The organism is Polaribacter sp. IC066, assembly GCF_007997085.1.
Classification (GTDB): domain Bacteria; phylum Bacteroidota; class Bacteroidia; order Flavobacteriales; family Flavobacteriaceae; genus Polaribacter.
In genome coordinates this window covers 1-17,748 of record NZ_VORR01000069.1, presented here as the reverse complement: position 1 = coordinate 17,748, position 17,748 = coordinate 1, and the positions used below count along the sequence as shown (strand labels likewise).

General features: G+C 30.6%; 17 protein-coding genes and 1 pseudogene. 17 read left to right on the top strand and 1 reads right to left on the bottom strand.

The genetic code is table 11. From position 1 onward, the window contains the following. Positions 1 to 206 precede the first annotated feature (206 nt). The 15 genes from ES044_RS16700 to ES044_RS16630 all read left to right on the top strand — a co-directional run bounded on the left by ES044_RS16700 (position 207) and on the right by ES044_RS16630 (position 13,709). A complete protein-coding gene (locus tag ES044_RS16700) occupies positions 207 to 539 on the top strand; it encodes a cupin domain-containing protein (RefSeq protein ID WP_147119840.1) in 333 nt (110 codons plus the stop codon). Between the two features lie 13 nt (positions 540 to 552). Further along, positions 553 to 1,914 (top strand): oxygen-independent coproporphyrinogen III oxidase, encoded by a 1,362-nt coding sequence (gene hemN / locus ES044_RS16695; protein WP_190311510.1) that lies wholly within the window; start codon positions 553 to 555, stop codon positions 1,912 to 1,914. A 406-nt stretch (positions 1,915 to 2,320) separates the two neighbouring features. Next, positions 2,321 to 2,494, top strand: coding sequence for a cbb3-type cytochrome oxidase assembly protein CcoS (ccoS, locus tag ES044_RS16690; RefSeq protein ID WP_147187426.1), 174 nt, complete (start codon positions 2,321 to 2,323; stop codon positions 2,492 to 2,494). A gap of 10 nt (positions 2,495 to 2,504) precedes the next feature. Beyond that, positions 2,505 to 4,700 (top strand): cytochrome-c oxidase, cbb3-type subunit I, encoded by a 2,196-nt coding sequence (gene ccoN, locus ES044_RS16685; protein WP_147187425.1) that lies wholly within the window; start codon positions 2,505 to 2,507, stop codon positions 4,698 to 4,700. Between the two features lie 4 nt (positions 4,701 to 4,704). Further along, positions 4,705 to 4,872, top strand: a complete 168-nt coding sequence (locus tag ES044_RS16680) for a CcoQ/FixQ family Cbb3-type cytochrome c oxidase assembly chaperone (RefSeq protein WP_147119844.1) — start codon at positions 4,705 to 4,707, stop codon at positions 4,870 to 4,872. Between the two features lie 11 nt (positions 4,873 to 4,883). After that, a complete protein-coding gene (locus tag ES044_RS16675; protein WP_147119845.1) occupies positions 4,884 to 5,801 on the top strand; it encodes a cbb3-type cytochrome c oxidase N-terminal domain-containing protein in 918 nt (305 codons plus the stop codon). A 67-nt stretch (positions 5,802 to 5,868) separates the two neighbouring features. Beyond that, positions 5,869 to 7,290 (top strand): cytochrome c oxidase accessory protein CcoG, encoded by a 1,422-nt coding sequence (gene ccoG / locus ES044_RS16670; RefSeq protein WP_147187424.1) that lies wholly within the window; start codon positions 5,869 to 5,871, stop codon positions 7,288 to 7,290. Between the two features lie 164 nt (positions 7,291 to 7,454). Continuing rightward, positions 7,455 to 7,901 (top strand): FixH family protein, encoded by a 447-nt coding sequence (locus ES044_RS16665; protein ID WP_147119847.1) that lies wholly within the window; start codon positions 7,455 to 7,457, stop codon positions 7,899 to 7,901. Then, positions 7,901 to 8,605, top strand: coding sequence for a sulfite exporter TauE/SafE family protein (locus tag ES044_RS16660; protein ID WP_147119848.1), 705 nt, complete (start codon positions 7,901 to 7,903; stop codon positions 8,603 to 8,605). The genes ES044_RS16665 and ES044_RS16660 overlap by 1 nt, the downstream gene beginning before the upstream one ends. A 766-nt stretch (positions 8,606 to 9,371) precedes the next feature. Then, a complete protein-coding gene (locus ES044_RS16655) occupies positions 9,372 to 9,782 on the top strand; it encodes a response regulator (RefSeq protein WP_147119849.1) in 411 nt (136 codons plus the stop codon). A gap of 3 nt (positions 9,783 to 9,785) precedes the next feature. Beyond that, a complete protein-coding gene (locus ES044_RS16650) occupies positions 9,786 to 11,507 on the top strand; it encodes an ATP-binding protein (RefSeq protein WP_147187423.1) in 1,722 nt (573 codons plus the stop codon). A 2-nt stretch (positions 11,508 to 11,509) separates the two neighbouring features. Continuing rightward, positions 11,510 to 11,827, top strand: coding sequence for an Hpt domain-containing protein (locus ES044_RS16645; protein ID WP_147187422.1), 318 nt, complete (start codon positions 11,510 to 11,512; stop codon positions 11,825 to 11,827). A 4-nt stretch (positions 11,828 to 11,831) separates the two neighbouring features. Then, a complete protein-coding gene (locus ES044_RS16640; RefSeq protein WP_147187421.1) occupies positions 11,832 to 12,533 on the top strand; it encodes a LytR/AlgR family response regulator transcription factor in 702 nt (233 codons plus the stop codon). Between the two features lie 111 nt (positions 12,534 to 12,644). Continuing rightward, positions 12,645 to 12,884: a hypothetical protein gene (locus ES044_RS16635; protein WP_147187420.1), complete on the top strand. Its 240-nt coding sequence runs from the start codon at positions 12,645 to 12,647 to the stop codon at positions 12,882 to 12,884. A 381-nt stretch (positions 12,885 to 13,265) separates the two neighbouring features. After that, a complete protein-coding gene (locus ES044_RS16630) occupies positions 13,266 to 13,709 on the top strand; it encodes a hypothetical protein (RefSeq protein WP_147119854.1) in 444 nt (147 codons plus the stop codon). On the opposite strand, the gene ES044_RS16625 is transcribed toward ES044_RS16630, so the two are convergent. Then, positions 13,706 to 14,059 carry a hypothetical protein gene (locus tag ES044_RS16625; protein WP_147119855.1) on the bottom strand — a complete coding sequence of 118 codons (354 nt, stop codon included), beginning with the start codon at positions 14,057 to 14,059 and terminating at the stop codon, positions 13,706 to 13,708. The two genes, ES044_RS16630 and ES044_RS16625, sit on opposite strands and share 4 nt — an antisense overlap. A 232-nt stretch (positions 14,060 to 14,291) precedes the next feature. Here ES044_RS16625 and ES044_RS16620 point away from each other — a divergent pair. Together ES044_RS16620 and ES044_RS16615 are read left to right on the top strand one after the other, a co-directional pair. After that, a pseudogene (locus ES044_RS16620) lies at positions 14,292 to 14,683 on the top strand (transposase); the annotation flags it as partial. A 475-nt stretch (positions 14,684 to 15,158) separates the two neighbouring features. After that, positions 15,159 to 17,579, top strand: coding sequence for an ATP-binding protein (locus tag ES044_RS16615; protein WP_147187419.1), 2,421 nt, complete (start codon positions 15,159 to 15,161; stop codon positions 17,577 to 17,579). Positions 17,580 to 17,748 lie beyond the last annotated feature (169 nt).

Below are 17,748 nucleotides of genomic sequence, written 5' to 3'. Positions count from 1 at the left end.
GCGCAAAAAATGATGCTTGTTGATTTTTTGTAAAATAACAAAGAAATGAAGATGAAAAAAGTTGATGTATAAATGCCGTTCAGTTTGTATGTCTGTAAGGAACTAGCGCAAAGAAATAATTAAAAAATAACGGTGCACATAGTATGCATAGCCCATTGTAGCTTTGTGCCTGTGCCGTAAGAAAAGAACAAATTAAAATAAAAATTATGAAAGTAGCCTCCTTTTTAGAAAACATAACATTTAACGAAAGCAAACCTGCAATCTCAATGGTATTAGAAACCGATTTTTCAAAAGAAATACGCATTGTGTTTAAAAAAGGTCAAATAATGAAAGATCATAAAGCACCACTTCCTATTGTTGTTCAGGTATTAAAAGGCTGTATTGATTTTGGTGTAAAGGAAGAAGTTAAACAGCTAAATGCAGGCGATTTAATTTATTTAAAAGAAAACAGCGTACACAATCTTATCGCAAAAGAAGAAAGTATTGTGCGGTTAACGCTATCAAAATTAGATACTGTAAAGAACGTAGATAAAGTATAAAAAAGCAATCAAAATGAAATCACTTATTCAAAAATACAACATTGCAGGACCTAGATATACAAGTTATCCAACAGTTCCTTTTTGGAATTCAGAAACGTTTACCAAAGAAAAATGGATACAAACTTTTAAAGATTCTTTTGCAGAAAGTAACCAAAAAGAAGGCATCAGTATGTACATTCATTTGCCGTTTTGCGAGAGTTTGTGCACTTTCTGTGCATGTCATAAACACATAACAAAGCGTCATGAGGTAGAAGAGGCGTATATAGAAACCGTTTTAAAAGAATGGCACTTGTATGTTGCTTTGGTCAATGAAGTTCCGGTAATTAAAGAATTGCATTTAGGTGGTGGCACGCCAACCTTTTTTTCTAAAGAGCACTTAAAATTATTGATTGATGGTATTTTTAAAATTGCAAAAAGACATTCAGAAGCAGAGTTTAGTTTTGAAGGACACCCAAATAACACTTCTAAAGAGCAGTTACAAACTTTATATGATGTTGGTTTTACCAGAGTGAGTTTTGGCGTGCAAGATTATAATTTAAAAGTTCAAGAAGCTATTCATAGAGTTCAGCCTTTTAAAGCCGTTGCACAAGTAACCAAATGGGCAAGAGAAATTGGCTACACTTCTATAAGTCACGATTTAATTTTTGGGCTTCCGCATCAAACCAAAGAACATATAATCCATACAATTCAGAAAACCAAAGAATTAGTACCAGACAGAATTTCCTTTTACAGTTATGCGCATGTTCCTTGGGTAAAAGGTGTTGGACAAAGAGGATTTAACGACGACGATTTGCCAAAAGATGATGAAAAAAGAGCTTTGTATGAAATAGGAAAAGATTTGTTTGCAACTTTAGGGTATGAAGAAATTGGCATGGATCATTTTGCTTTAAAAACCGATAGTTTATACAAGGCAACCATCAACAAAACATTGCATCGAAATTTTATGGGATACACATCCAATAAAACACAAGTAATGATTGGCTTGGGCATGTCTGCAATTTCGGACTCATGGTATGCATTTGCACAAAATGTAAAAACAGTAAAAGAGTATCAGCAGATGGTAAATTCTGGTGAAATCCCTGTTTTTAGAGGTCATATTTTATCCGAAGAAGACACCATTATCAGAAAACATATTTTAAATATGATGTGTCATTTTTCCACTTCGTGGGATAAACCAGCGACTAAAATAGAAAATATTGAGAAGCATTTACACTTATTAAAAGAATTGCAAGCAGATGGTTTGGTTACTATTACAGAAAATTCACTTTCTATTCCAGAACATGCAAGACCTTTTGTACGGAATATTTGTATGGCTTTTGATGTTCATTTGCTCGATAAAAAACCAACTACCCAGCTATTTTCTCAAACTATATAAAAATTTAGTACTGCTAGAGATAAGAATAAGAGCTTTTAAAATTTAGAAACAAGAAACAAGAAACAAGAAACAAGAAGCAAGAAGCAAAAAAAACTTGATTAAAATTAGTAGAGAAACAGTATTGATTTAAAATAGATACTCACTACAACTTACCTTTTAAATTTCTCGATAAATTGAAGATAGCGTAAAAGATACACCGAAATAATAATATTTAAAAATACTTGTGTCAGTATCAAAAGATTTAATCTTTAAATGAAAGCATTACATATGTTCTTTAAAGTTTTTGAAATTTTCTTCTTCACATAAAAAAAATAAATTTTAACACCTTTTTAAGAAACATGACAAAAGTCATATTTTAAAAAAGCAATCATTATTATTTTTGCTCTATCAAATTATCAGGCAAGATATGAGCGTAATATACCTTCTACTAACAGTAAGTATTCTAGTGGCAATTGTATTCTTTATAGCATTTATATATGCTGTAAAAAAGGGACAATATGATGACACTTATACGCCTTCTGTTCGCATGTTGTTTGATGATGAACTTGTAAAAGAAAAGAATAAATCAACAACAAATTAAATATTAAAATATGGAAATGCAACAATTTTATTACGACAATAAAATCGTAAAAAAATTCATCTACGCAACATTGCTATGGGGCATTGTAGGTTTTACAGTAGGGCTCATGCTGGCTTTTATGTTTTTGTTCCCCAATTATACAGACGGAATTTCTTGGTTAAGTTTTGGGCGTTTGAGACCTTTACATACCAACGCTGTAATTTTTGCCTTTGTTGGTAACGGAATTTTTGCAGGAGTCTATTATTCACTACAAAGGTTGTTAAAAGCCAGAATGGCAAGCGATTTTTTAAGTAATTTTAATTTCTGGGGCTGGCAAGCAATTATTGTTGCCGCTGCAATTACACTGCCTTTAGGGTACACCTCTTCTAAAGAATACGCAGAGTTAGAATGGCCAATAGATATTATGATTGCGGTTGTTTGGGTTGCTTTTGGTGCCAACATGATCTGGACAATTTTAAACAGAAGACAGCGTCATTTATACGTGGCAATTTGGTTTTATTTAGCAACATTTGTAACTGTTGCCGTTTTACACATTTTTAATAGTTTAGCCTTACCCGTTGGTTTCTTAAAAAGTTATTCTGTGTATGCAGGTGTTCAAGATGCCTTGGTGCAATGGTGGTACGGTCATAATGCGGTTGCATTTTTCTTAACAACGCCGTTTTTAGGTTTAATGTATTATTTTGTACCTAAAGCAGCAAACAGACCCGTGTATTCTTATCGCTTGTCTATTGTACACTTTTGGTCTTTAATTTTTATTTATATTTGGGCAGGTCCGCACCATTTATTATACACCGCATTACCAAACTGGGCACAAAACCTAGGAGTTGCATTTTCTATTATGTTATTAGCGCCTTCTTGGGGCGGAATGATTAATGGCTTGTTAACGTTAAGAGGTGCTTGGGATAAAGTTAGAACAGATCCTGTTTTAAAATTTATGGTGGTTGCAATTACGGGTTATGGTATGGCAACGTTTGAAGGCCCCATGTTATCGCTTAAAAATGTAAATGCAATTGCACATTTTTCAGATTGGATTATTGCACACGTGCACGTTGGTGCCTTAGCTTGGAACGGTTTCTTTACATTTGGTATGCTCTATTGGTTAATACCAAGAATGTTTAAAACAAAATTATATTCTGTAGGGTTGGCAAACTTTCATTTCTGGATCGGAACATTAGGAATCATTTTATACGCCTTACCAATGTACGTGGCAGGTTTTGTACAGGCTTCTATGTGGAAACAATTTAACCCAGACGGAACCTTAACCTACGGTAACTTTCTAGAAACGGTAAATGAAATAATTCCGATGTATTGGATGCGTGCCATTGGCGGAACCATGTTTATTATTGGCGCTATTGTAATGTTGTACAACGTTGTAAAAACGGTAAAACAAGGTAGTGGTGTAGAAGACGAATTAGCAGAAGCTGCGGCTTTAACGAAGGTTTCTAAATACAGAACAAAAGGAGAAGCCTACCATACTTGGTTAGAGAGAAAGCCAATTAAATTAACAATTTTTGCAACCATTGCCATTCTAATTGGCGGTGCGGTACAAATCATTCCAACGTTGTTAGTCAAATCGAATATCCCTAACATTAGTAGCGTAAAACCATATTCGCCATTAGAATTAGAAGGTAGAGATTTATACATAAGAGAGGGGTGTGTAGGCTGTCATTCTCAAATGATAAGACCTTTTAGAAGTGAGGTAGAGCGATACGGAGAATACTCTAAAGCAGGCGAGTTTGTGTATGATCATCCCTTTTTATGGGGATCTAAACGTACAGGACCCGATTTACATAGAATAGGACAAAAATATTCTGATAGCTGGCATTTAAATCATTTTTACGATCCACAAAGTATATCGCCAGGTTCTATAATGCCTTCTTATAAATGGTTGATAAAAGATAAGTTAGACAAAAGTAATACAGAAAATAAAATGGAAGGCATGCTTACGTTAGGAGTTCCTTATTCAGAAGAAGAAATAGCAAATGCCCAAGGATTAATGAATGCGCAGGGAAAACAGATTGAAGAAAATTTATATCAAGATCCAGATTTTGCAGCGAGTTATGAAGCAGATAAAAAGTACGCCAAAGAAAACGATTTAGACTTTATAGAAATGAAAGACCGAGAAATTGTTGCAATGATTGCATACATACAAAGGTTGGGTACAGATATTAAAGTAAAAGACGAACAGAAAACTTCTAAAAAATAAGAGTATGTTTAAATTTATAAAAGGTCATTTAGAAAGTATTACAGGTATAGAAATATATCCTTTAATATCATTAATTATATTTTTCACTTTTTTTGTAGCTCTATTTTTGTGGGTTTTTACAGCAAAAAAAGACTATATAAATAAGGTGAGCAACATACCGTTAGACCATTAAAAAGCTATCAAATGAAAAAAAAGATACAATCATCAGTTTATGTACTTTTTGTACTAATTACTTTTTTTGCGCTTGTAAAATCTTTTATGACGTATAAAAATCCGCTTAATTTTTATGAAAACCCCCTAGTTTGGTTTTCTTTAATTGGGTTTGTAGCAGTAATCGTTTTAAAAGAAGTTGTTAATTTTATGGCAATAGCCAGAGCTAAAGAATTACAAAACGAAAAAGACGGCATCATACCAGAAGCACCTAAAGATTGGGTTAAAATAATGTTGCAATATTTTACCAGAACAAAGGCAATGGAAGAAGAGCAAGAAATTATTTTAGACCATAATTATGATGGTATAAGAGAATTAGACAATGCTTTGCCACCTTGGTGGGTGTATATGTTTTATGCATCTATTGTGTTTGCAGCGGTGTATTTGGTAAGGTATCAAATTATGGATGGTGATACACCTGAAATGGAATATGAAAAGGCGGTAGCATCTGCCAGAATGGAACTTAACACATATAAAGCTACAGCGCCCGATTTAATTACTGCGGATAATGTACAGTTGTTAACCGATGAAAAAGATTTAAATAGAGGTAGAGCTGTCTTTAATTTAAATTGTGCTTCTTGTCATTTAGGTGATGGAGGCGGAGGTATTGGGCCCAACTTAACAGACCAACATTGGATTTTAGGCGGCGGAATTAAAAATGTTTTTACCACCATTTCTAATGGCGGACGAAACGGAAAAGGAATGATTGCATGGAATAAAACGCTGAAACCAGCAGATATGGCAAAAGTTTCTAGTTATGTGCTTTCTATGCAAGGCACAACCCCCGCAAACGGAAAAGCGCCACAAGGAGAAATATGGGTGGATGCTACTGTGAAAAAAGAGGTAGTTCAAGAGAATAGTAAAGAAGTAGAGGTAAAGCGCGATAAATAAATAAAAAAATTACCAAAAGTTAGTACAAAAAATAAGTAAAAAGAGAAAGTTAGTTTTAGCAGTAAGTATGGAAAATTTCGAGAACGAGCAATTTAGAGATAGTATTGGTACCATTAATAAAGATGGCGGTCGTTCTTGGGTATTTCCTAAAAAACCAAGCGGACAATTTTATAAATATAGAAGCTACGTAAGTTATTTTCTACTTGCTTTTTTACTATCTGCCCCGTTTATTAAAATAAATGGAAATCAGTTTTTACTGTTTAATTTTTTAGAGCGTAAATTCAATATTTTTGGTTTTCCTTTTTGGCCACAAGATTTTTATTTGTTGGTAATTTCTATGATTGTTGGTGTTGTTTTTGTGATTCTTTTTACAGTAATTTTTGGTCGTGTTTTCTGCGGATGGATTTGCCCTCAAACTATTTTTATGGAAATGGTTTTTAGAAAAATAGAATATTGGATTGATGGTGATCGAGGAAAACAAATACGATTAGACAAACAACCTTGGAATGCCGATAAAATTAAGAAAAGACTTTTAAAATGGTTCCTATTCTTTGTGATTTCCTTTCTAATCGCCAATGTGTTTTTAGCCTATTTAATTGGTGGCGATGTTTTGATTGCATACATCACAGGCAATCCTTTAGATAATATTAGAACCCTTATTTCATTAACAATTTTTACCTGTGTGTTCTATTTTGTGTTTGTTTGGTTTCGAGAGCAAGTGTGCATAATTGCTTGTCCTTATGGCAGGTTACAAGGTGTTTTACTCGATAATAAAACGATTAACGTTGCCTACGATTTTAAACGAGGAGAACGCGAAGAAGGGCGTTCTAAATTCAAAAAAAATGAGGATAGAGAAGCGCTAGGAAAAGGAGATTGTATTGATTGTAAGCAATGTGTTGTGGTGTGCCCAACAGGAATCGATATTAGAAACGGAACGCAATTAGAGTGTGTAAATTGTACGGCTTGTATCGATGAATGTGATCATATTATGGAAAGCATCAACTTGCCAAAAGGGTTAATTAAGTATGCAAGTGAAGACAATATTGTAAAAAAACAACCTTTTAAATTGAGTGCAAGAATAAAAGGATATTCGGCAGTATTACTCATCTTAACAGGTGTTTTAATCGGAATGTTATTTTTAAGAAACGATGTTGAAGCAACTATATTAAGATTGCCAGGGCAATTATATCAGCATAAAGAAAACAATATTATAAGTAATGTGTACACGTACAAAGTGATTAATAAAACAACGAAAGATATAGAAGATGTTAGTTATAAAATTTTATCTCACAAGGGAGTAATAAAGCTGGTTTCTAATCATCATTTTATCATACCAAAACAAGGTTTAGCAGAAGGTACCTTATTTATAGAGTTGCCAACATCAATCTTAAAAGGCGATAATGTAGCTATAGAAATTGGCGTTTTTAGTGGTGATCAATTAATAGAAACCACAAAAACAAACTTTTTAGGTCCGAGGAGTTATAAATAAATAGACAGTAGAGAGGTTGGAGGTCATTAAATAGACATCTTAATTATGGTTTAATGCGTTTTAACGAATGCACAACAATTGAAGCAAGCGGTTAATTAAATAATCAAAAGATTGCTTCGGGTCTCGCAATGATGATTTTATAAAAATAACAACTAAAATAAATTATGAAAATAGGCTGGGGAACAGGAATTGTAATTACCATTATCGCTTTTATGGCGTTTATTCTGTATTTTGTAGTTACTATGAGCACCGACAAAGCCTTTAGGTATGATTTGGTGGTAGAAGACTATTACGAGCAAGAATTAAAGTTTCAAGAAGAGATTGATGCGAGTCAGAATTTAGCAAATCTAGAAGAAAAATTAACGATTAAAAGAACAGAAGAAGGTTTACAAGTACAATTTCCTGAAAAATTTTTATCAAAAGAAATTAAAGGAAAAATGTTCCTTTACAGACCATCTAATAAACAATTAGATTTTGAAATTCCGATTTTAATTTCTAATACATATTTGCTCGTGCCTGAGAAACGTTTATTAGATGGTCGCTGGAACATTAAGATTACTTGGAGTTATAAAAACACTAATTATTTATTTAAAAAAGAACTGATTTACTAATGCTTGTATCTGCAATTATATTTGGTTTATTAGGCAGTTTTCATTGCATAGGCATGTGCGGGCCAATTGCTTTTATGTTGCCCATAGAGCGCAAGAATAAAACGAAAGGTTTTTTGCAAGTATTAAGTTATCATTTAGGCAGACTGTTTACTTACAGTTTAATCGGGTTGCTTTTCGGTTTTTTGGGCAGCGGTTTCTATTTTTTTGGGTTTCAGCAACAACTTTCTATCATTGTGGGTGCTGTAATGATTCTAGTTATTTTATTTCCGAAGATTCTACAGAAATTATCGCTATCAAAAAAAGTAAGTACTATTATTTTAAAAATAAAAAACTCTTTAGGTAAAGAGCTCAAGAAAAAAGGAAACGACACTTTTTTTACCATCGGTTTTTTAAACGGATTTTTACCGTGTGGTTTGGTATATATGGCTGTTTTTGGCGCAATTGCAACATCAAATGCTTTTACAGGAAGTTTATATATGTTCTTGTTTGGTTTGGGTACCATTCCGTTAATGACTGCTTTTGTGTATTTAGGCAACTTTACAAAAGGTAATTTAAGAAAAAAAATTCAAAAAGTAATTCCTGTAGTCGTTGTTTTTATGGGGGTTTTATTTATTTTGAGAGGTCTAGGTTTAGGCATTCCTTATGTTTCTCCATTAACACCTAATTTAACATCACTCATAGATGCAAATAGTGTTTGTCATTAATTTTACAAACTTTTCTTTCTCACTACTTAAAATTCAGTAGTGTTTGATAAAAAATATTTTTAGTTTGATAAACCCTGCTAAAATAAAGGACTCTGCGAATTTTTTAAAGGACATCTTACTTTTTTGCAAATAATTTCATGAAGATACAGTAGCCAGTTTTTATTTTAATTTATGTTTGTTTGTCAGATAGTTAGCATTAAATCTTGATTCCCTGCCTGCCAGCAAATAGGTTGGTTCTAAAAGCGCAGCAATCTTGCGTCTTTTATTGGATAAGAACGACTTCATATTCAGTAGTGTCTGATAAAAAATATTTTTAGTTTGATAAATTCTGCTAAAATAAAGGACTCTGCGGATTTTTTAAAGGACACCTTGCTTTTTTGCAAATAATTTCATGAAGATACAGTAGCTAGTTTTATCTTAATTTATGTTTGTTTGTTTGTTTGTTTGTTTGTTTGTTTGTTTGTTTGTTTGTTTGTTTGTTTGTTTGTTTGTTTGTTTGTTTGTTTGTTTGTTTGTTTGTTTGTTTGTTTGTTTGTTTGTCACGCAGTTAGGGTCAAGTTTTGGTTCCCTGCCTGCCGGCAAATAGGTTGGTTCTAAAAGCGCAGCAATCTTGAGTCTTTTATCGGATAAGAACGACTTTAAATATAAAATAAATAAAATTTCATCTATAAGTTTTCGAATTTCATCTACGCTATGATTATATTGAACACTATTCTTTACAATTACCTTAAAATTAAGCTACCTTTAAGCATTTATAACAGTAAAAATGATAAAAAGTAAATTAAGTATTTTACTAATAGAGCAAGATGAGGTTGAAATTATTAAACTAAAAAAGGCCATTTCTAAAGAAAGCGAACAGTATAATTTAATTTTAGTTTCTAATACAAACTTGGCATTAGCAGCATTAGAAAAGAGTTTACCAAATATTATTTTGTTAGATTTAAGTATTTCAGCTTCTAACGGAATTGAATTTTTATCAATTTTAAAGAACAATACTATTTTTAGGTCTATACCTGTAATTGTTTTAACCGCTGTAAATACTAGTACCGATATTGCTACTTGTTATAAACTTGGTATTGCAGGGTGTCTTTTAAAGCCTTCTAAAAATGATGATTACGAAGTAAAAATTAACACGATACTTAAATATTGGAGTCTTAACGAATTTATTCCCTCTTAAAGTTTGAATGAGCAAAAAAAAATAGAAATTTTAGAAAGAGCTTTGTTACGGCAAAAAAAGGCTAGAAAAGCAGCTGAACAAATTCTTGAAATTAAATCGTTAAAACTTTTTAATACTGCTAAAGAATTGCACAAAGTTAACGCTAAACTTGAAGAACTTTTAGACGAAAAAACAACTCAATTAAAAGGTATTTTTGAAAACATTAATGATGCCTATATCGTTATGGATATTGATGGCGCTGTAATTAAAATGAACGATAATGCGGTTCATTTATTTGGCTACGATCACTTTAAAGAAAAAATAAATGTGGTAAATCTTATTTACCAAGAAGACTTTGGGTACGCAATGGATTCGTTTTCAGAATTAATTGAAAAGGGTAGTTTTTCTAATTATACGGCTCGGGTTATCACAAAAAATAGAGAAGTAAAATGGGTAAATATTAATGCGAGTGTTGTTTATGATAAGAATAATATACCTATTGCTGCGCAGGGTATTATAAGAGATATAACAGTTCAAAGAGAAAAGCGTTTAGTTCTTGATATGATTAATAATATCATGAAATCTATTTTAGGAAAAGAAGATTTGCATGAAATAGCTTGGGAAGTTTCTAGCAGTATTGCCGATTATTTAAGTACAAATGATTGCGTTATTTATTTGGTTGATGAAAAAGTAAAAACTTTAGAGCAAATTGCAGCGTTTCAAAATAGAACCACGCAAGGCAAACAAATTTTAAATAAGGTTGTTTTGTCTTTTGGTGAGGGAATTGTAGGCAATGTCGCTAAAACAGGAATTGCAAAAATAGTAAGCGATACTAGCAAAGATAAAAGCTATGTAGAAGATGATGAAAGAAGATTGTCTGAAATTACCGTGCCTATAATTAATGACGGGCAGGTTATTGCTGTGATCGATGCAGAACATAAGAATAAGAATTATTTTGTAGAGGCACATTTAAAAACTATTGAAAATATAGCCAATTTGGTTTCTCTTCAATTTAGAAGTGCCATTAATTTAAGAGAAAGAAAAAAAGTTGAAATTAAAAACCGCCAACTTTTAAAAAAATTAGCAAAAAGTAACGAAGAATTAGAAGAATATGCGCATATTGTTTCTCATGATTTAAAATCGCCATTAAGAAGTATTTCTGCCTTAAATAGTTGGATTCAAGCTGATAATGTAGGTAAATTTGATGCGATGAGTCTGCAAAATTTTAAAGATGTAGATGCTACTTTAGAAACGATGGAGAATTTAATTTCTAATATTTTAGAATACTCTAGCATAAGCGCAAATTTAGAAATAAACGACGATGTAGATTTAAATGCTTTAATAGAAGATTTAAAAACGGTATTGTTTGTTCCTAGAAATATTTCTATTAATATTTTAAATAAATTACCGATTATTAGGGGAGATAAGACTAAATTTCAGCAAGTATTTCAAAACTTAATTAGCAACGCTATTAAATTTATAGACAAAGAAAAAGGATTTGTAAATATTGATGTAGCAGCGGATGCAAATTTTTATACCTTTTCGATATCAGATAACGGAATCGGAATCGAGAAGCAACATTTTGATAAAATTTTTAAAATATTTCAGTCTTTGAACGGTTCAAAAGATTCTAACGGAATAGGGCTATCTATTGTTAAAAAAATTGTAGATATTTATTCTGGAGAAGTTTGGCTAACATCCGAGGTACATAAAGGAACCACATTTTACTTTACATTAAAAAAATAAGCATGGAAAAACCAAATATTGATTATATAGAGCAGCTTGCTCGAGGTGATGCTGCGGTGAGAAAAACATTAGTAGATGTTATTAAAAGTGAGTTTCCGGAAGAACGAAAAGAGTATTTTGAAAGTTTCGAAAAAAAAGATTTTAAAAAAATTGAGGAAAATGTTCATAAACTAAAGCATAAAATTAGTATTTTGGGACTCGAAAAAAGTTATGGTTTGGCAAATGCCTATGAACATAACTTAAGAGAAAGCAGTATTGATGGTTCTAAAGATTTCGAAAAAACATTAACCACAATAACTGATTTTATAGAAATACTATAAAGCTATGAAGTGTATTATTGTAGATGATGAAAAAATAGCAAGAGTAATTATAACCACTCTTTGCAAAGAAATTAAAAATGTAGAAATTTTAGAAGAATTTTCTAATGCAATCCAAGCACTTAAATTTTTAAATGAAAATAAGGTAGATTTAATTTTTTTAGACATTCATATGCCAGATTTTAATGGTTTAGACTTTATAAAATCATTAAAAAATCCGCCTAAAATAATATTAACCACTTCAGATCCTAAATTTGCAATAGAAGCCTTCGAATATGATTTTATTGTAGATTATTTATTAAAACCTATTGAGTTATCTCGTTTTCAAAAAGCAGTTATAAAAGCAGAAAACAAGAAAGTAGACAAAATTGCTTCACGTTCAAATAAACAAGATATTGCAAACGATTTTTATATAAATATAGACAGACGCTTAATTAAAATAGATTTACCTAGTATTTATTTGATAGAAGCAAAAGGAGATTATATACACATTAAAACAGACGATAAAAATTATGTAGTACACTCTACACTTAAAAAGATAGAAGAAAAATTACCAGATTCGTTATTTTTAAAAATACACCGTTCTTATATTATCAATATTAAAAAAATTATTGATATTGAAGACAACAGCGTGCTTATTAAAAAAGACGTAATTCCTGTGAGTAGGTCTAAAAGACCCGAGTTAATGAAACGCTTAGATTTACTATAAGTTTTTCGTCTAAACATACTCTCGATTCGTCTACACTACGCTCGTAAATAGCGAAAATTAAGAGAGTTTAATCTGTTTAAATTTAAATTTGTGATAGCCAAAATACATATCATGAAAAAATTATTATTAATCTTATTATCGACTGTTATTACATCTTTACAGGCTCAAAATTATGCTGATTTAAATGAGAATTTCACGATAGAAAATCCTGTTTATTTAAAAAATAAAGCAAATGCAACCAGTATTGAAACGTTAAAAATAATGGATAATTTGCCGCCATATAATTATACAGCTTTAGATAATATCTATACTTCTCGTAATGATAAATCTCGTTTTACACGAGTTAAATAAATTTGTTAGAAGCATTTTAAAATAATGTCGCATAACAAATAGTGCACTTCCTCTCAACTTTATCAAAAATAATAGCCTTAAGAAAAAGAGTATTGTAAAATAATTTCAATAGTTAGCCACCTTATATTTCGCTTCAAAAAAATGATCTTACTATAAATTAAGTAAGAGAAACATTGAAAATGTATTACAATATTTTAACATGTAGAAATTTAAATAAATACTGCTGTGAATTAATGTTTTTAGATACTTCTTAAAATAATTAAAGACTTTAACTAAAAATAATACGTAAAAAAGAATAATTATTCTGATTTGCAACAGTGATAAAATAATTTAGAAAGAACAACTTTCTTAAGAAAACAACATAATAAAACTAATTTTCGAATGAATTCAGGTATTATCATAGTATTTAACAACGATGAACAGACAATTAATGTAAATGAAATTGTTGAAATTTTAGACGAAAATAATTTTAAAATATGCCTTGTTAATAATAGCAATTCAAAAAATATCAGCAAAGCATTAGATAAAATTAAATTTCAATCTAGTACAAATTCAGATGTTTTTATTTTAGATAATAAACATGATAAAGGTTTAAAATATGCTGTTAAAGCAGGGGCTAGGTTTTTATTGAACGAAACAGAATTCGATTTTATTATTTATTTAAAATCAGATATTATAGGCTATTTCAAAGAAATTAAAGAGTGTTTTAATCAATTAGATGTTCAGAAAGAATCTTTTACACCCTGCCCAACCAGATCAGAAAGAAATGTATTAAGAGATGTTTTTCCGTTTGAAGAGTTTTTAAAACTGGATAGTAGTTTTTAATTAATCAATTCATTTTTAATACGAAAGCAATTTTCCTTTCCTAAAAATTTGGGGTCTCCAAATTTTTCAGACCAAAACCCTTCTAAAATATCTGCAGTCAAACATTTGTAAACAACAACTCCCTTATAGATTTTATTTTCAACTCCCTTATAATTAAAGTTGATAACCAAAATATTGCTATGAAAAAAGCCCGTGCCTAATTGCTCTTGCATTTTATGTATGAGCCATTTGGCAATAATTCGATTATTTTCATCTAAACTTAACGTAAGTGTTCCTTTATAAGAATCTTCTTCTTCGTCTTGGTTGTTGCCTATAATAGAGAATTTGCCTATTAAATCTTCAATTTTCATTTGTTTTGAATAAGATATGTAACGAACCTTAAATTTACAGATAATCACGCAGATCCTAATGATGAATGTAGTTTTTTATAGAAATTATTGATATTTTTTTCCAACATCTAAATTTAAAGTACGCCGTTTAAGCATCTTTTAAACAAGAATTAAATGCTCTTTATTAAATTTTTTGGAGTGTTTACCTTTGATGTGACGATTTTTATGAGCTTATAAATTTTATAGTTTACTTGTGGCAAAAAAGTATGACAATGAATTTAAAGTTATGATAATCGAACTATTAAATTTTGGTGTTAAAAGCAAACAAGTTAATGAGGATTATAACTTAAGTTTCGGTATGGTTGGGCGATGGAAACGCGAATACAATTTGAAATCTAAAGATTTTTCAAAAAAGAAAGAAATATCTCTTGAAGCTCAAGAGCTCAAAGCACTAAAAAAATAACTAAAGAATGTAACCATGGAGCGTAACATCTTAAAAAAGGCAGTGAGCAAACAACCCGAAAATATTGTTTTCTCCATTTAATATCAAATCTTCAAGAGCGACTTATAAGAGATCAATTCATTTTAGAAAATATTGATATATATCTGGTTGAAAAAATGTGTAAATCCATGAAAGTTAGTAAAAAAGGCTTACTATTGAAATAGTCTGTTTAAAAGGAGTTTAAGTAAATAAATTTTTTAAACGATTTTTCGACTACTTTATTCACTTTTTTTAAAAAAAATATAACTAAAAAGTGCATTTAAAAACGTGTGTAATTTCGATAATTAATATTTGATGATCTTGTATTTCTGCGAAAACTCTTGGCTTTTGCATTTATAATTTCAAAACATTTTATACCAAAATAGAGCTTACTATTTTTAAGTAGAAGAAGTAAGGTGATTTAATTTCTTAATTTTACGATCAAAATTGTTAGAAAAAAATTATAAACGATTTATCACTTCAAAAACCAACAATCATATTTGGGTCTTTTATGGGTATATGTGCTCACTTATAAAGAATAAGTGTTTATACATAGAAATTATATAATTGTAAAAAAACTACTTTTAACTAGTAATTTTATTTACTTGCTATCATAAAACCCCCAAAACAATATCTATTTTGCAAACCAATATAGAAGAAGACGTATCCGAAAAATTTAACTTAGCTATTCAGAGAAACCAAGATGAATCAAATCATCAGTTGGGAAAAATTAAAAGTAACGGACTTTTATTTGGGTTTAACCTAAATTTAGAGCTGATTTATTTTTCGTCTAATTTAAATTCAATCATAGCGCCTCTGCGAAAAAAGTCTCAACAGATTACGTTAAGCAATTTTTTTAATCAATCAATTATCAATAGCTTTACTAGTTTTACTAATAGTAAAAGGGCAAGCGAAGTACATGCAACTTTAGTTGATTGGCAAGAGACTCCTCATCAATTGCGTTTTTCAAAATCTAATCTTAAAGAAATAATTATAGAATTAGAGGTCTTCAATGAAAAAGAACAAAAAAGTTTAATTACAAAACTAAACTCTTTAGACATCTTTCTAAAAGGGATTAATAGTTTTAAAAATGAAAAAAAGATGGCATCTAATGCTGTAAAACATTTTAAAATTATAACTTGTTTTGATCGTGTTATGTATTACAAATTTGATGATAATGGTGAGGGAGAAGTTTTAGCGGAAGAAAAATCTTCAAATTTAGAATCTTTTTTAGGTTTGCGGTATTTGGCTAAAGATGTACCAAGACAAACTCATGAAGAGGGTAAAAAAAGTCTTAATAGATCTATTTCTGATGTGCATGATGTAGGAATTCAAATTCTTGGTTTAAAGTATGCTAAACAAGTTAATTTGAGTCAGAGTGTTTTTAGAACCGTAAACCCCATTCATATTCAATTTCTTAAAAAGATGGGCGTTACAGCTACCTTCGGTACAAATATTGTAAAGGGCGATACCTCTTGGGGTATGATGATTTGTCATCATTATACGGGGCCGAAATCACTCTCTTTTAATAATCGATTATTGAGCATTTTTTTCTCAAACGGTCTTTCTCTTTGGTTGCAAACGATTCAGGTAAAAGAGCAAAATCGTCTCTGGAATATTCAAAAAAGTATTTTTAAGAATATTAGACAGAATACGATGTCTAAAACAATTAAGGAGTTAATTATTCATGATTGGGATGAACTATCTAAAGAATTAAAATTAGTTGGTTTTACCATCTACAGCAAAAATAAGATGACCAACCATGGAGTTGTAATAGAAGAAATAGATATTCTAAATAAATTAGTAGAGCTAGAGAAAATTAACCAGAAAGAATATAAAATTAATGCCTTATTTGGGCATTACAAGCAAGAAATCACAAGCGATTTAAACGCTAGAATATCTGGTTTTGTTGCAATAAAGCTAAATGATCCCGATAATTCTGTGCTATTATTTTACCGAGAAGAAAAAGTTAAGGTTCATAAATGGGCAGGTAAACCTAATGGCAAAAAAGAATTTGAAGTCTCTAAAGCCTTAACACCCCACAAAATTTTTGATATCCAATACGAATTGGTTAAAAACGAATCGCTGCCATGGCAAGAAAATGATAGAAATTTTATATTCGGATTAGGAAATGCTTTAAAAGCCAATATTTTGAATTCTTTACGATTAGAATCTAAGGGTATTAAACCCGAATTGATTCTTGAAAATGAAGTGAACGAATTAAATTACACCATTTTCTTATTGCAAGGAGAGAAAAAGCAGTTACAAATAAAAGTTGATGTAAAGCAATTGCAAATAAAAGTAGATGCCATGATTAAAACGGTTAGAGAAGCTGTTCGTTTTAATAGTTTAAAAAGCGTTGTATTAAGTAATATGAGCCATGAAATGAGAACGCCTTTAAACGGAATTATGGGTTTAGCAACTCTTATAAGTGAATCTGAAACCGCTAGCGAAGAAACGCGCCATTATGGTGAGCTCATCTATAAAAGTGGTGAAAGAATGTTACAAACTTTTAATCGTTTAATGCAACTCGATTTAACAAGCACTAATTTAGCAAGTAATGAGTTAAAGCCTCTTGTTTTAAAAGAATTTCTAGAGGCTAATTTAAGAACAATTGCTGCGATAGCTCTTACAAAAGGGCAAGTCTTAAAATGGCATACTCCTAAAGGAGAGGTGTCAATTATATCAAATGAAATAATCTTAAGTAAAATTTTATTGAACCTTGTTAACAATGCCTTAAATTATAGTGGTTCTAAAGCCATTGTAGATGTACATGCAAAAATTGTCATTACAAATGATGCAAGGTTTCTTCGGTTTACTATTAAAGACAATGGTCCCGGAATTGGTTTTGAAGAACTAGATAAAGTGTTCGAACCTTTTTATATGTCGGCTAAAATAACCAGCAATCAAGATAAAAGTAGCGGTTTAGGTCTTTACATTGTTAAAACTTATACAGAATATCTGGGCGGCACCATTAAGTTAGATAGCAAACTCAGGGCAATCGCCTTTAAAAAAAATGGGGTTGTCCTAGCATTAAAAGGTGTATATTTACAATTATAATTTTTTATTCGGAAGATGTTCTGAATAAAAAAAAATGATACGCCATAAGACTCAGGTCGCTTATTCAGAAACATTCCTTAACGCTTTCACCTCCTTAAAAGACCCTCGAAGAATCAATAAAGGCAACATTAAATACCCGCTAATAGAAATTTTGTTTTTAACAATTTCA